Here is a 15,254-nt window from a genome sequence, read left to right on the forward strand (position 1 = left end):
AATATGCGCTCTTGAAAAACAAAAAGACCTGATAAGCTGGGCTTCATCAGATCTTTGTATGGTATATATTATGAACGCACGCCGAAAAATGACTTGATTTTCGCCATCATCCCTTTTTGCTGCTCTTCAAGCACCTGCAAAGGAACGGATTCTCCTAAAATGCGCCGGGCGATATTGCGGTACGCAATGCTGGCGCGGTTTTTGGAATTCATGGCAATCGGTTCGCCGATATTTGAAGCCCTGATCACTTCATCATCGTCAGCAACGATTCCGAGGAGATCAATAGAGAGATGATGAACAACTTCATCCACATCCATCGTGTCACCGTTTTTCATCAGGTGATTTCTGATGCGGTTCACGATAAGGCGCGGCGGTTCGATATCTTCCTGCTCCAAAAGTCCGATAATGCGGTCAGCGTCCCGCACCGCTGATATTTCCGGCGTCGTCACAACAATCGCCTTATCAGCTCCGGAGACGGCATTTTTATAGCCTTGTTCAATTCCGGCCGGACAATCAATAATGACATAATCAAATTCCTGCTTAAGCTCCTGCACAAGCGATTTGATCTGCTCAGGGACAACAGCCGTCTTGTCGCTTGTCTGGGCAGCCGGCATTAAATGCAGCAGATCATCAAAACGTTTGTCTTTGACAAGCGCCTGATGCGTCTTGCATCTGCCTTCAATTACATCTACTAAGTCGTAAATAATTCTGTTTTCAAGACCCATTACGACATCAAGGTTGCGCAGTCCGATATCTGTGTCTACCAAACAGACGCGCTTCCCTAAAATGGCTAAGGCGGTACCGAGGTTTGCAGATGTTGTTGTTTTACCTACTCCGCCTTTTCCCGAAGTTATTACGATAGCCTCACCCAATTTCACATTCCTCCCTCAAGCCTTGTTAGATCAGGTCTTAAATGAGCCAATTGCTGAAGGCGTTCAATGACCATATTTCCGTCAGTATCTAAATAAGCACATTCCATGTCGTTCCCTTTTTGAATGTGGTCTGGGGAGCGATTTAACACGTGATTGATCCTCAATTGTGTCGGCATCATTTCGGATGCGGCGATCACAGCCCGGTTATTTCCGTTATAACCCGCGTGGGCAATCCCTTTTAATGAACCGAGAACAAATATATTTCCTCCGGCTCTGATCGTACCGCCGGGATTCACATCTCCGATTAAAAGCAAATCTCCCGTCACGTGAAGCACCTGGCCCGAACGGACGATTTTGGAAACAGAAACAATTTCCTGCTCCTCTTTCATCCGCTGCGCTTCTTCTTTGGCGATGACTTCACTGTCAATTGAATGCACGACTAAATCTTTCTTTGACGCGATCAGATCAGTCAGCTGCTCTGCCTGTTCCTGATACAGATACCGATGCCCGAGTTTAATATGAACACTGATTTTTTGGCCTTTGCCATCAGTATATTGTTCAATCGACAGCATGTTTTGAAGACCATCGAGAAGCTCATCAAAAGAACACGCATCATCCAGATGCAATGTTAAGCCGTTTTTTGTTCCTTTTATTGTTACATATTGCTGCTTTTTGGTCTTCATCAATGTTCACCTCAACAACATACTCTTTTCGTCAAAAAAAGATAAAATCCTTTTTACTCATCTCTTAATTCTTTCTTCAGACTTATATAAAACAGCCTGAAGGGCAGGACTAATATAACGGCCCCCGCAATATTCAGCAAAGCGGTCGGCAAGAACCGCTGAATGACAAAATCGTTAAACGTCATTGTGCCGCTGCGGATTAACGTCTGAATGCCGTAGACGTAAAATTCAAGCACACATACGCTCAGCACCGCGACCAGAATGACCATCAGGGCGTTTGTCTGCAGCACTTTAAACGCTTTGGCCGCCAGATAGCATAAACCGGCAAAACCAAACATATAAACGCCTAAAACACCCGTATAATTGATGTCATAAAGAAATCCGAAAATGAAACCGTAGATCACCGCATGCTTTTGGTTGATATAAGCGGACATAAAAATCAGCGCAAGCAAAAGAAAATGCGGAACGACCTGCTGCTCGACGGAAACGAAAGGAAAACGCACCAGATCGGTATAGATGCTTTCCGCACAAAAGACCAAAATCATAATCAAAGGGAGAAGGAAACGTTTCACGATCCTTCCTCCCCTGTTGCTACGCTTCGGTTCACGACGATGACATGGTCAAGATCGTACAGGTCGGCAGCCGGTTTCACGTAAGCGATTTTCGTCAGGCCGTAAGCATCTGATTCTACATCGGTCACTTCCCCGACCGTAAGCCCTTGAGGAAATACGCCGCCCGTTCCGGATGTCTCCACGAGGTCGCCTTTTTTCACTTCACGTTTTTCATCCGGCTCAAGGATAGTCATTTTCAGGGTCTGTTTCTTTTTATCGTACCCTTCAATTAAACCGTAGCCTTTGCTTCCCTTTTTGCCGGAGATTTTGGTGGCCACTCTGTTATTGCGGTCAACATCGCTCAGCAGCTGAACGGCGGATGTGAAACTGTTGAGTCCGCTGCTTTTGATCTTCCCGACCAGCGCACCCTTTTCGTTCGTGACAGCCATGTCTTTGGCCACTTTCTGCTTCGTTCCCTTATTGATCATGATCTGCTTGTACCATTGATCAGGGTTTCTGGCGATAACGGTCGCTAAAATCGGATCATAGTCGGAAATTGATTTGACATGCCCGAGTTCATCACGCAGCTTCTTGTTTTCATCTTTGAGTTCTTGGAGCTTCGCTTCATATTGTGTCTGTCCGTCCAGCTTTTGTCTTAAGCGTTCGTTTTCCTTGTACGTGTTTTTCAGGTCTTTTATGTCCCCGAAGAACCCTGCAAAATATTCGGCAGGCGTGTGAAAAATGTTTTGAAATACTCCCGTCGTATCACCGATCAGCTTTTCAGGCCAGGTGGTATTACGGCCGTTCTTCAGCGAGAATCCAATCATAGCCACCAATATGATAATACACAGAAGTAATAGCATTAACCGTTTGTTCGGCATCGTGATACACCTCTTCTATTTAACTCCTGATTATCTTGTTTTTCCTTTGAAAAGATGGATGTGCTCCAGTGCTTTTCCAGTGCCGATCGCAACACAATCCAGCGGATCTTCAGCGATAAGAACAGGCATTTTCGTTTCGTCGCTGATGACTTTGTCGAGATTGCGGAGCAGGGCGCCTCCCCCTGTTAATACAATACCTCTGTCCATAATGTCAGCGGCCAGCTCAGGCGGTGTTTTTTCAAGCGTGCTCTTCACCGCGTCAACGATTGAGAGAACTGTATCACGCAGTGCATTTGCAATTTCCGTTCCCGTGATTTCGATCGTTTTCGGCAGACCTGTCAGAAGATCGCGGCCGCGGATTTCCATTGACGCATTTTCTTCACCGGTTTCTGCTGAACCGATTTCCATTTTAATAGCTTCCGCCGTACGGTCACCGATCATCAGATTATATGTTTTTCTGATATAGCTGATGATTGAGTCGTCCATTTCGTCACCGGCTACGCGGATTGACTGAGACGTAACAATGCCGCCTAAAGAAATGATCGCCACTTCAGTTGTTCCGCCGCCGATATCAACGACCATGCTGCCCGTCGGCTCCCATACCGGAAGATTCGCGCCGATTGCTGCCGCAAACGGTTCTTCAATCGGATAAGCGTCACGTGCGCCCGCTTGTCTTGTCGCGTCGATGACCGCCCGTTCTTCAACGGCCGTAATACCTGACGGCACACACACCATAACGTAAGGCTTTCTCGCAAACAATCCTTTATTTTTCACAGCCTGATTAATGTAGTATTTCATCATTGTCGCAGTTGTTTCATAGTCAGCGATAACGCCGTCTTTCATCGGACGGAGCGCAACCACGTTGCCCGGAGTTCTTCCGATCATGTTTTTCGCATCGTTACCGACCGCAACGATGGACTTCGTATCCGTTTGCAGAGCAACGACAGACGGCTCTCTCACTACGATTCCTTTACCTTTAACAAACACAAGCGTATTCGCGGTTCCCAAATCTATACCAAGGTCTCTTGTACCAATTCCGAACATATGTATGTATCTTCCTTTCTTAAAGCAAAAATACCCTAAAGGGAAAAACTCATAAAATCTATTATATCTTAAATCAACGAAAAAAAAAGTGTTACAAATATCCTTTTTCCTTTAAACTCACAAATTTTTTGTCACCAATGACCAAATGATCCAGCAGCTCGATGCCGATTAAATTTCCGCACTCAAAAAGCCGCCTGGTTACCTCTATATCTTCCCTGCTCGGTGTAGGATCTCCTGAAGGATGATTGTGAACGCAAATGAAGGACGCGGCGGATCGTTTGAAAGCTTCTTTAAACACCTCCCGCGGGTGGACAATAGATGAATTCAGACTTCCGATAAAAACGGTGCGTTTATGAATGACTTGATTTTTGGTATTTAAATATAAACAGACAAAATGCTCCTGGGATAAAAAGCGCATATCCTCCATCACATACTTCGCCCCGTCTTCCGGAGAGCGGATGACGCAATGCTCCCCGGCGGATGTCTTATGAATGCGGCTCCCCAGCTCAATTGCGGCAAGAATCTGAACGGCTTTCACCGTGCCGATTCCCGGAATGCTGGAAAGCTCCTGGGCAGAGGCGCCTTTTAACAGTCGCAGCCCGTCAAACGTCCGCAGCAGCCGGTGAGCGAGGTTCATGACGGACTCATGTTTCGTTCCCGTCCGCAGCAGGATGGCGAGCAATTCATTGTTAGAGAGATGTTCGGCTCCGAAGTGCAGAAGCCGCTCTCTCGGTTTTTCTTTTTCGGGGAAATCTCTTAATTTTAACGGCAGATCACGGATGATCAACCCCTCCTTGTTCCCCTTCCCGGTTTGAACATCAAGCTTTTATATTAAATTCTTTCAAGGCTCTCATTGTTTTAGCGACAGGAAGCCCGACGACAGAATAAAAATCACCGTCTATTTTTTTCACTAAAAGCGCGCCTTTTCCTTGGATGCCGTATGCACCTGCTTTATCCATCGGTTCTTTTGTTTCAATGTAGAGCTGTATGTCGTCTTCACTGAGCGGCCAAAACGTCACTTCCGTCGTGTCACAGAACGTTTCTTTCCGGTCATGCGTCTGAATGCTGACCGCCGTAATGACTTGATGGCTTCGGCCGGAAAGCCTCCGCAGCATGTGTGCCGCTTCTTCTCTGTCATGCGGTTTGCTGAGGCATTCGCCGTCTATGCACACCATCGTGTCAGCCCCGATAACGACTGCATCGGGATTTTCGGCCAATACAGCACCGGCTTTTTGCTCGGCCAAACATTGGACGTTTTCTTCCGGCGAAAGGTTTCGATTTAATTTTTCTTCTGTGCGGCTTGCAATAATGCTGTAAGGAATCTGAAGAAGATTAAGGAGTTCTTTTCTTCGCGGAGATTGTGATGCGAGTATTAAGCGTTTTGTCATGATTGTCATCCTTTCAGGGTTTGCTTAAGAAAAAAAGATACTTGTCTATCCTACCAAATCAAACGGGCAACCACAATTTCAGAAAAATAACTTTTTGATGACAAAATAAAAAATCCCGCCGGATGACGGGAAATGAGATACTATTTTACAACACTTAAAAGCTCTTTTTGGGCTTTCCAGCCGGATTCCGAACCCGACGTTTCCAGTTCTTTCAGCGCTTGAAGCACGGCCTCTTTCTGCTTTTTGTCAGCGGCGTCTGCACCGTCTGCCGCTTTTGCCGCTTCAGCCACTTCCGTTTTTGAAAGATCTTTGCCGGTAATCGCTTTGGCGGAGAGCTCAGATGCTTGTTTAAAAGAGTCTTCCAGTCCTGAATCGACCGCAAAGCTGAGCTCTTTACCGCCCCAAGCCTCAAAATCATGGTCTATCAGTGTCTGACCCAATTGCTGTGATAAGCTTTTTTCCGCTGCAAGCCCGGCGATCACGTATGTGTATCCGTCTTCTTTAGCCAGAGAGACGGCCGAGTATCCTTTTTCAGTCAGCTGGTCAACAAGCGTTTGCGCTCCTTTTTCTGATGAAAATTTTCCGGCCTGCACCGCATATGTTTTATAGTTTCCCTCTGAAGTTTCCGCATCTCCTGTACCGGCTGTTTCAGATTTGTCTTTAGAAACATCTCCCGCTTTCGCCGTCTGCCCTTGTGAACCTTTGTCAGCTGATGCCGGAGCGGAGGCTTCTTTACTTCCCGACATATTTAAGGCGACAAGGCCGAGCCCGGTGCCTAAAACAGCCGCAACGGCAATTGTCGTGACCGCTTTTTTAACTGGAGAAGACGGCTGCTTTTTTTTCGGAAAATGAGGGCCTGTTTTTTTCTTCTGGTATGGCGGAACGACTTTCGGGTCATCTTCAAATACCTCAGAATTCTTCTCATGATCCCAATTGAAATCTTCTTCTTTCGGATCTTCATGGGATGCGGCGGTCTCCTGCTCCGCCTTTTTTGTTTCCTCCCAATTTGAAAATGTGACGGTTTTCTCCCCGCCTTCTTTCACATCTTCTTGTCCATACATCGTTTCTTCTTGTCCGTTAATGGTTACTTTAAGGGCATTATTTTTGGCTTTGCTGTGCTTTTTGCTCTTCCTTTTTTTCAACGTCTCTTCCCCCTTGCATTCGTCTTGGCCGTACCTTGAACTGATCATGGTTCACACTTTAGCATAGGCGTAAAAAAAAAGAACAAGACTTTTGTCGTCTTGTCCAAAAAACGTTCGCCAAATTTTTTAAGCCCCGCCTGAAGCGAGCTTGATGTAAAACGAAAACAGCTCTTCACCGTATAAATAACTCAAAGCGCTCCCGGCTGAGATGGCCGGCGCAAACGGAAATGGCTGCTTTTTACCAAGCCTGCCCCGGGCTGCGGCGCACATACCGTATACGGTTCCGATCATAACGGAAAGAAAGAATGCAATGAGCACGAGCTTCACGCCGAGCGTCAGGCCGATCACCCCAAACAGTTTCACATCACCTGCACCGATGCCTCCTTTACTGACAAACATGATAAAAACAAGCAGAAAAAATCCGCAAACGGCTCCGGCAAACCCTGCATACCATGAATCCAGCGGAGAAAACATACGGCCGGCGATGAAAAGCGGAAGAAAAAACAGCAGAACCTTGTCAGGAATCAGCATATATTGCAGATCCGTCATAGTAACAATCATGAGCAGAGACAGAAATAACAGCGCGACTAACAGTTCTTTCGAGAAACCGAAATGAATGCCTGCAGCCGTGAATAAACATGCCGTCCAGCATTCCGCCGCCGGATACATAACCGACAGCTTCGCACGGCAGTTTCTGCATCTGCCTCTTTGCAGAATATAGGAAACGACAGGCACAAGCTCCCCCCAGGAGAGCGGCAAGCGGCAAAACGAACAGGCTGAACGCGGCGAAATAACCGAGATTCGCAGCGGGATACGGCACGCTGCTGTATAAAAAAAAGAACCGAAAATCAAGCCGAGAAAAAACAGAATCAAAAGCACTAGAGACCACACCTTTACTATCAATCTGGCTCAGATTATAGCAAAGAAAAACACCATGACTGAAATGGCTGAAAATATATTTTCAGCATAAAAACACCCGGCAAAACCTAAAAAGGGTCTGCCGGGCATCCGAGGGGCTGTCAGATAAGCCGCTTTCTCATTTCTGAAATAAAATATAAGGAGCCGGTAATGATGATGACATCATCCGCCCCGTCTTTTTGTTCTATCCATTCTTTCACACTGTCCGGGTTCTCATCGAAGCTCTTATCCGTTAAACTGCTTGCATTGTAAAGGGCTTCGGCGCTTGAAGCACGCGGAAAGTCAAATGATACAAAGTGAATAGAGTCCGCTTCGGTTTCAAGCTTTTTAATCATTTCCTGATACGGTTTGTCTTTTAATGCGCTGAATACGACATGGACGTTTTTATCGGCAAAGCGCTGCCTGATCGTTTCTGTCAGTGTGTCAACGCCTTCTTCGTTATGTGCGCCGTCCGCAAACACTAAAGGGCGGCTTTGAAGACGTTCAAACCGGCCCGGCCAGGAAGCTTTTTTCAGACCGTTTCGCATCGCTTCTTCAGAAATGGCTGCGGCTCCCAGACGATTCATCCATTCAGCGGCCAATATCGCCAATGCTGCATTGTGCCTTTGGTGAATGCCGATCAGCGACGTTTGAATGTCTTCATAGCATTTCGTTTCCGTTTCCAGCGAAAAGCTTTCACCGGACGGAAGCGCCGCTTCATTAGACAGTCTGCACGTTTTATATAGTGACTGATATGGAGCCTGCTTTTTTTCGGCTTCCGCTTCAATAACGCCGAGTGCTTCCGGCTGATTGACGCCCGTAATGACCGGAATGGAATTTTTAATGATACCGGCTTTCTGCCCGGCGATCTCCTCGATGGTATTGCCTAAAATCGCCATATGGTCATGTCCGATACTTGTAATGACCGACAGAAGCGGATTCACAATATTGGTTGAATCAAATGTGCCGCCCAGTCCCGCTTCAAAAATGACAAAATCGATATCAGCCCGCTTCGCAAAATATAAAAATGCACACGCTGTAATGATTTCAAATTCTGTCACCGTCCCGGCATCGGTCTTATCAAGCTCATCGACTATCGGTTTTATGTCATTAACGAGCGTTCTCCATTCCTCATCAGAAATCGGCGTGCCGTTGACGCTGATACGCTCATTAAACGTAATAATGTAAGGCGATGTGAACGTGCCGACCGTATAACCGGCTTCTTGAAGCACGGAACGGATAAAAGCGACGGTCGATCCTTTGCCGTTTGTGCCCGCCACATGAATAGCGCGAATGTTCTTTTCCGGGTGTTCCAGTTTTTCCATCAGCTTTTCCATACGGAGAAGGCCCGGCTTAACGCCGAACTTGAGTCTGCCGTGAATCCAGCTGATCGCTTCTTTGTACGTATTAAACAATGAAATCCCCTCTTTTATACGACAAGGCGGTTTCTTAGGAAACCGCCCCGCTGTTTTATCAGCCTTTCAGCTCTGCAATCCGCTGCCGGACAGCTTCGCGTTTTGCCGTGTAGTCTTTCTCTTTTCCGCGTTCTTCTTCAATGACATGCTCAGGAGCTTTTTTAATGAATCCTTCGTTGCCGAGTTTTTTCTGAACGCGTTCGACCTCTTTTGTCAGCTTGTCGAATTCTTTTTGCAGACGGGCGATCTCCTCATCAATGTTAATCAGCCCTTCAAGCGGCAGAATGACTTCCGCTCCGGTGACGACCGCTGTCATCGCTTTGTCTGCCGCAGTGATATCCGTCCCGATTTTCAGCGTGCTCGGATTCGTAAAGCGTTCAACGTAAGAACGGTTCTTCTCAAGGCGGCCGGCAATGTCTTCGGTAGATGTTTTAATGTAAAGCTCAACCTGCTTGCTCATCGGCGTGTTGACTTCGCTCCGGATATTGCGGACAGAACGGATTAATTCGACGAGCAGTTTCATATCCGCCGCTGCCTCTTTATCCGTATGTTCCGGCACCGGAACCGGCCAAGAGCTGATCGTGATTGACTCGCCTTCATGAGGAAGGTGCTGCCAGATTTCTTCCGTTAAGAATGGCATAAACGGGTGAAGAAGACGCATCGTCTGGTCAAGCACGTATGCCAGAACAGAACGGGTTGTTTTCTTCGCCGCTTCATCTTCCCCGTACAGCGGAAGCTTCGCCATTTCGATATACCAGTCGCACACATCGTCCCAGATAAAGTTGTACAGGTGGCGTCCGACTTCACCGAATTCATAACGATCCGCAAGCTGGGTTACATCTTCAATCGTTTCATTCAGTCTTGTGAGAATCCACTTATCAGCAACTGATTTTTCACCGGACAGATCAAGCTCGTCATACGTCATGCCGTCCATGTTCATTAATGCAAAACGGGAGGCGTTCCAAATTTTATTTGCGAAGTTCCATGTGGATTCCACTTTTTCATAACTGAAACGGAGATCCTGTCCCGGTGAACTTCCGGTTGCCAGGAAATAGCGCAGTGAATCCGCTCCGTACTTGTCGATGACATCCATCGGGTCCACGCCGTTCCCAAGGGATTTACTCATTTTTCTGCCCTGCTCGTCACGGATTAAGCCGTGAATCAGCACGTCTTTGAACGGACGCTCGCCGGTAAACTCAAGACCTTGGAAAATCATCCGGGATACCCAGAAGAAAATGATGTCATATCCCGTTACAAGAACATCGGTTGAGTAATACCGCTTAAAGTCTTCAGCGTTTTCATCAGGCCAGCCCATTGTAGAAAACGGCCAAAGCGCGGAGCTGAACCATGTATCAAGCACGTCTGAATCCTGTTCCCAATTTTCACTGTCCTCAGGCGCCTCAAGGCCGACGTACACTTCTTTTGTTTCTTTATGATACCAAGCCGGGATGCGGTGGCCCCACCACAGCTGACGGGAAATACACCAATCACGGATATTTTCCATCCAGTGCAGGTACGTTTTCTCGAACCGGTCAGGAACGAAGTGAACTTTCTCTTCTTTTGACTGAAGGTCAACCGCAGCATCGGCCAGCGGCTGCATTTTGACAAACCATTGTGTGGACAGGTACGGCTCAACAACGGCGCCGCTTCTCTCACTATGTCCGACAGAATGCATATGGTCTTCGATTTTAAAGAGAACACCGGATTCCTGAAGATCTTTGACGAGTTTTTTGCGGCATTCAAACCGGTCCATGCCGTTATATTGCAGCGCTTTTTCATTCATTGTTCCGTCTTCATTCATGACGAGAATCCGCTCTAAATTGTGGCGGTTTCCGAGTTCAAAGTCATTCGGGTCATGGGCAGGCGTGATTTTAACGGCGCCTGATCCGAATTCCATATCAACATAATCATCGCCGACGATCGGAATTTCGCGGTTTGTAATCGGCAGAATCACCGTTTTGCCGATTAAGTGCTTGTAGCGCTCATCTTCAGGATGAACCGCGACAGCCGTGTCGCCAAGCATCGTTTCCGGGCGGGTGGTCGCGATTTCAATTGAGCCTGAACCGTCTGCTAACGGATAGCGCAAATGATAAAACGCGCCCTGTACGTCTTTGTAAATCACTTCAATATCGGATAAAGCCGTTTTTGTGGCAGGGTCCCAGTTGATGATATATTCGCCTCTGTAAATCAAGCCTTTTTTGTACAACTTGACGAATACTTCACGCACGGCTTTGTTCAGCCCTTCATCAAGAGTAAAACGTTCGCGCGAATAATCGAGTCCGAGTCCCATCTTGGCCCATTGGCTGCGGATGAAATCAGCATACTCTTCTTTCCACTTCCATGTTTCTTCCAAAAACTTTTCACGGCCGAGGTCATAACGGCTCGTGCCCTGTTCGCGGAGTTTCGCTTCGACTTTTGCCTGAGTGGCGATGCCGGCGTGATCCATGCCCGGAAGCCAGAGCACGTCATAGCCCTGCATGCGTTTCATACGCGTAACGATATCTTGCAGCGTCGTATCCCACGCATGTCCGAGGTGCAGCCTGCCCGTCACGTTCGGCGGCGGAATGACGACAGAATACGGCTGTTTCGTTTGATCGCCGCCCGCTTCAAAATATTTTCCTTTCAGCCAAAAATCATAGCGGCCTTTTTCAATCGCAGACGGATCATATTTTGTCGGCATTGTTTGTTCGTTTGTATCCATGATAACCCTCCAGCATGTTTAGAAATGGCTGAGCAACTAAAAAAGAGCCTTCATCCTGATAAAGGACGAAAAGCTCTTTCGCGGTACCACCTTTTTTCATGAACAGATTTGTTCATGCACTTAAACGGATAACGGGTGCGGCCCGAATTTCTCTACTGTATGTTCAAGAAATTATGCTCCCGGGCGACCTTCCAATGAGACGGCATAAGAAGCCTTTCAGCACAGTAGCTTCTCTCTCTTCATGCGTCTTTCTTGTACTCTTCCCGTTCAAAGCAGGTGTATTTATATCAGCTCATGATCTTATTTATTATGTTCTTTATTATAGTAAAAGTGTTTTTGATTCGTCAATCATCTTTTCCAAAAACCGCTGCCGTCATACATAAATGGGCATGCACCCCGCCCTTTCCCTTACATACGATACATAGAAAGGCGAATGTGAGGAGGAATTGCCCGTGAGAAAAAAATTCAATTCTTATTCGCTCCCCCAGTGGGCCAGACAGGTCCGCCTTGTATCCGTGCAAGTCATTATCCCGATTACGATCTTTCAGGGGATCAGGACGATTTTCTTTCCGACGACTTTTGATGTCCTGCTGCTTGCCATCCTGCTGTTTTTAGCGTGCGCCCTGCATTTGGAATGGATATAAAAAAAACGAGTCCCGTTATGAAGAGGACTCGTTTTCCGCTTTTATTTTTTTCTCCCGCTCAATCTGATGAACCTTCATGAGAAAAGGCTCAACATTTTTCATCTGCCAAAACGCTCTTAATAATTGCGTGCACTCTTCTTTTTCAGAGCCCCTTTGGCCGGTCTGATACCGTTTCAGCACTTTGTACATGGCGGACGGATAAGCCATATAGCTGAGAAACAGACTGATTTCCGCTTCACGGAGCGGGAATGATTTGTGATACGTATAAAACCAGTCCAGACACTCCGGGCATGCTTTCGGATAGCTTCTGAACATTCTGGAGTAAAAGCCGAGCAGGTCGTTTTGCGGAGGGCCCAGCGCAGCTTTCTCGAAATTCGTGAAAAAGCCCGATCCCGCATCATTATACAGAAAGTGGCGGCTCGATAAGCTGCCGTGGTTGATCACCGCTCTCGTCTTGTCATGATCCTTTGCCGCGTCAAACCATTCTTCCAGACGTTCCAGAGCAAAATTGACGGCAGAAACCGTTTCTGTAAGATACGTAACAGCCTGCAGTTCAAAAGGTGAAAGATACCACTCTTTTTCCGCCCGGTCGGCGAATTGTTCATAGACAAACTTATCATTTTCCCAATCTCTTTTCGTTGCTTCATAAAAGCCGCTGATATCTTCAGTCCGGATTTGGATGTCCCGCACAGTCGCAGAATGGAGCTTCGCGACCTCTTTAAAAAGGTAAACATGTTTTTGATCCCGTTCTTCTTCCTGATCGTACTGAAGCCAAGGCATTAAATAATAAGAATTCTCCGTCTGTCTTCCCGCAAAAAAATCGCCGGCATACGTGCGGCAGATCGGCACAAATGATCGGTAGCCTTTCTCCTCAATCTCAATCATAAGATCCGTAAATTCACTGCTGCGGGCCGGCTTGAGCTGTTTCAAAGCAAAAATGCCGTAGTTTGAGTAGACCTTCCAAACATGCGGGCTGACAGGCTCAATATACTCAGCCGCCAGCCCGTATTCCTGAAGCACTGATTGGACTGCTTCCATTCCATTCACCACATTTTTACGGCCTCTTTGTGCTTACGCATGGCTGTTATTATATTCAGGTATATACAGAAGCTGACCTTCTTCAAGCTCGTCATCAAACGATAAAGCATTCGTTCTGATGAGCTGCTGGGATGTTATGTCATATCGTTCACACACCCGGTCGATAGTATCTTGCTGCTGTACGATACAAATTTTCATTCTTGAAAACTTTTCTTCTTCCCTTGTAAATAATTTTGTCAAGTAATGAGAGTTGTCATTTTCCTTCTGCTCGGTTCCCGGTGCCGCTTCTTCATTCTTTCTTTCAGACTTAAGCGGCTCAGGCGGTTCAGCTTGCGCCGGCTCCTCAGGCGACAGTTTGGAAAACTGAAAAGACAAATCGAGAGGCTTTCCGGTTTCCTCCTCCGGCTGCGCCATCTTCCTTACCTCAATTTCAAACCCTTCTTCATCATGAGCCTCTTCTTCAAGCAGCTTAGGAGCGCTGTAAAACTCCTCTTCCTGCCGTTCCGGAACGAACTCGCGATAAACGGGCGCCTGCTCTTCTTGAAAAACCGCAGGCTCATCTTCGTCTTCTGCCGCCTCATGATCGCTCTGACGGAGAAGCGGCTCGGCCTCTGGCTGCTCTTCTTTTTGAAGGAAGGGCTGTTCCGCAATTTTTGGCTTTTCTGCATGCGGAGTCAGAGTGAACGCAGGGAAAACCGGCTCGTTATCATCTTTTGGCTCTTCCTGCACTTCTGCTGAATCATCCTCAAATACAGGTTCATTCCTCACAGCCGACATGATTGCAGGCTCCTCAGCTTCTTCCAGCTCTTCTTCGTGTTGGAAGGAAACGGGAGGAGGAGGCTCAGTAAAGGAAACAGGTTTCGGCACCTCTTCCTGCTCCCTCAGAATCGGGGCAGTCTCCTGCTCTTCTTCTTCCCGCTCCCTCAAAATCGGGGCAGCTTCCTGCTCTTCTTCTTCCTGCTCTCTCAGAATCGGGGCAGCTTCCTGCTCTTCTTCTTCCCGCTCCCTCAGAATAGGTTCAGCTTCCTGCTCTTCTTCTTCCCGCTCCCTCAGAATCGGTTCAGCTTCCTGCTCTTCTTCTTCCCGCTCCCTCAGAATCGGTTCAGCTTCCTGCTCTTCTTCTTCCTGCTCTCTCAGAATCGGTTCAGCTTCCTGCTCTTCTTCTTCCCGCTCCCTCAGAATCGGTTCAGCTTCCTGCTCTTCTTCTTCCCGTTCCCTCAGAATCGGTTCAGCTTCCTGCTCTTCTTCTTCCCGCTCCCTCAGAATCGGTTCAGCTTCCTGCTCTTCTTCTTCCCGTTCCCTCAGAATCGGGGCAGTTTCCTGCTCTTCTTCCTCCTGCCTGAGTAAAGGCGGGGTTTCTTCCTCGTTCTTCTCGGTTTCTTGTGCTGCTTCTTTTGATACACTCAAAGGTATTTCAGGCTGATGGCGTATCATTAATTCTGGTTCGTTTTCGTCCTCCGAATGATGTCCGGCAAGATTGATCATTTCTTCTCTGGCAAATTCAGGCGCCACGTACAGAGGGATCTCCGGCTCTTTTGGCTCGGATTCCTCAAGCAGCCCTTCAATTGCCAAATCAGCCTGAATGGTTAAGATCCTTGAATCCGTCAGCTGATAATCAAAGGCATCGATAAATACGAAAACATCATTGAGGTGGCTCACTTTATTTTTCGGAATCGTAATGTCCACCGGGAAACAATGAATGAGCTCGGCCGTGCCATCCTCCCTCGCCCTCACTTCCTCTACATGCCTCAGCTCCCTATTAAGCTCTTCAAAATGACTGCTGTGATCTATGTTGTACTCGCCAGTAAGTTCTAATGATCCTTTAATTGAGACATAATCATTTACTTCCTGCACCCTGATGTCAGGGTCTAATGAAATCGAAAGTAATTCAGAAACTTCCTGTCCTTTTTGGAAACAGATTGATTCTTCAACAGAAAATTGCAATCGGTGATTATGCGGCAAGTTCATATCCTCCTTTCATCTAATCCATACAATTAG

General features: G+C 47.2%; 14 protein-coding genes and 1 other annotated feature. Of the genes, 1 reads left to right on the forward strand and 13 read right to left on the reverse strand.

Annotation, left to right across the window (positions count from 1 at the left end; all coding sequences use genetic code 11):
* Window positions 1-68: 68 nt before the first annotated feature.
* The 11 genes from minD to GNE05_RS14080 form a co-directional block, all read right to left on the reverse strand.
* Window positions 69-872 (reverse strand): septum site-determining protein MinD, encoded by an 804-nt coding sequence (minD, locus tag GNE05_RS14030; protein ID WP_016938784.1) that lies wholly within the window; start codon window positions 870-872, stop codon window positions 69-71.
* 2 nt (window positions 873-874) lie between these two features.
* Window positions 875-1,555: a septum site-determining protein MinC gene (minC, locus tag GNE05_RS14035; RefSeq protein ID WP_003152653.1), complete on the reverse strand. Its 681-nt coding sequence runs from the start codon at window positions 1,553-1,555 to the stop codon at window positions 875-877.
* 53 nt (window positions 1,556-1,608) lie between these two features.
* Window positions 1,609-2,127 (reverse strand): rod shape-determining protein MreD, encoded by a 519-nt coding sequence (gene mreD, locus GNE05_RS14040; RefSeq protein WP_003152650.1) that lies wholly within the window; start codon window positions 2,125-2,127, stop codon window positions 1,609-1,611.
* Entirely contained in the window at window positions 2,124-2,987 is an 864-nt protein-coding gene (mreC, locus tag GNE05_RS14045) for a rod shape-determining protein MreC (protein WP_007408166.1), read from the reverse strand. Before mreC ends, mreD begins: the two co-directional genes overlap by 4 nt.
* Window positions 2,988-3,017: 30 nt before the next feature.
* The gene (gene mreB / locus GNE05_RS14050) at window positions 3,018-4,031 is read right to left on the reverse strand and encodes a cell shape-determining protein MreB (protein WP_003152647.1); all 1,014 of its coding nucleotides are present in this window, start codon (window positions 4,029-4,031) and stop codon (window positions 3,018-3,020) included.
* A 91-nt stretch (window positions 4,032-4,122) separates the two neighbouring features.
* The gene (gene radC / locus GNE05_RS14055) at window positions 4,123-4,818 is read right to left on the reverse strand and encodes a RadC family protein (protein WP_007408165.1); all 696 of its coding nucleotides are present in this window, start codon (window positions 4,816-4,818) and stop codon (window positions 4,123-4,125) included.
* A 31-nt stretch (window positions 4,819-4,849) separates the two neighbouring features.
* Complete coding sequence (locus tag GNE05_RS14060; protein ID WP_160182897.1) at window positions 4,850-5,419, reverse strand: Maf family protein; 570 nt, start codon at window positions 5,417-5,419, stop codon at window positions 4,850-4,852.
* A 140-nt stretch (window positions 5,420-5,559) separates the two neighbouring features.
* Entirely contained in the window at window positions 5,560-6,561 is a 1,002-nt protein-coding gene (locus GNE05_RS14065) for an SPOR domain-containing protein (protein ID WP_022552880.1), read from the reverse strand.
* Between the two features lie 126 nt (window positions 6,562-6,687).
* On the reverse strand, window positions 6,688-7,440 hold the full coding sequence (locus GNE05_RS14070) for a prepilin peptidase (RefSeq protein ID WP_022552879.1): 753 nt from the start codon (window positions 7,438-7,440) through the stop codon (window positions 6,688-6,690).
* Between the two features lie 140 nt (window positions 7,441-7,580).
* Window positions 7,581-8,873, reverse strand: a complete 1,293-nt coding sequence (locus GNE05_RS14075; protein WP_017418285.1) for a bifunctional folylpolyglutamate synthase/dihydrofolate synthase — start codon at window positions 8,871-8,873, stop codon at window positions 7,581-7,583.
* 58 nt (window positions 8,874-8,931) lie between these two features.
* Window positions 8,932-11,574 carry a valine--tRNA ligase gene (locus GNE05_RS14080; protein WP_012118109.1) on the reverse strand — a complete coding sequence of 881 codons (2,643 nt, stop codon included), beginning with the start codon at window positions 11,572-11,574 and terminating at the stop codon, window positions 8,932-8,934.
* 58 nt (window positions 11,575-11,632) lie between these two features.
* Window positions 11,633-11,854: a binding site (T-box leader), on the reverse strand.
* A gap of 172 nt (window positions 11,855-12,026) precedes the next feature.
* Here GNE05_RS14080 and GNE05_RS14085 point away from each other — a divergent pair.
* Window positions 12,027-12,218: a hypothetical protein gene (locus GNE05_RS14085; protein WP_003152639.1), complete on the forward strand. Its 192-nt coding sequence runs from the start codon at window positions 12,027-12,029 to the stop codon at window positions 12,216-12,218.
* Window positions 12,219-12,233: 15 nt separating this feature from the next.
* On the opposite strand, the gene ysxE is transcribed toward GNE05_RS14085, so the two are convergent.
* Complete coding sequence (ysxE, locus tag GNE05_RS14090) at window positions 12,234-13,256, reverse strand: spore coat protein YsxE (protein ID WP_160182898.1); 1,023 nt, start codon at window positions 13,254-13,256, stop codon at window positions 12,234-12,236.
* A 33-nt stretch (window positions 13,257-13,289) separates the two neighbouring features.
* On the reverse strand, window positions 13,290-15,218 hold the full coding sequence (locus tag GNE05_RS14095; protein WP_160182899.1) for a LysM peptidoglycan-binding domain-containing protein: 1,929 nt from the start codon (window positions 15,216-15,218) through the stop codon (window positions 13,290-13,292).
* Between the last annotated feature and the right edge of the window lie 36 nt (window positions 15,219-15,254).

Origin of the sequence: Bacillus sp. AM1(2019) (assembly GCF_009906915.1) — a bacterium.
In the GTDB taxonomy this organism is placed as follows: domain Bacteria; phylum Bacillota; class Bacilli; order Bacillales; family Bacillaceae; genus Bacillus; species Bacillus velezensis.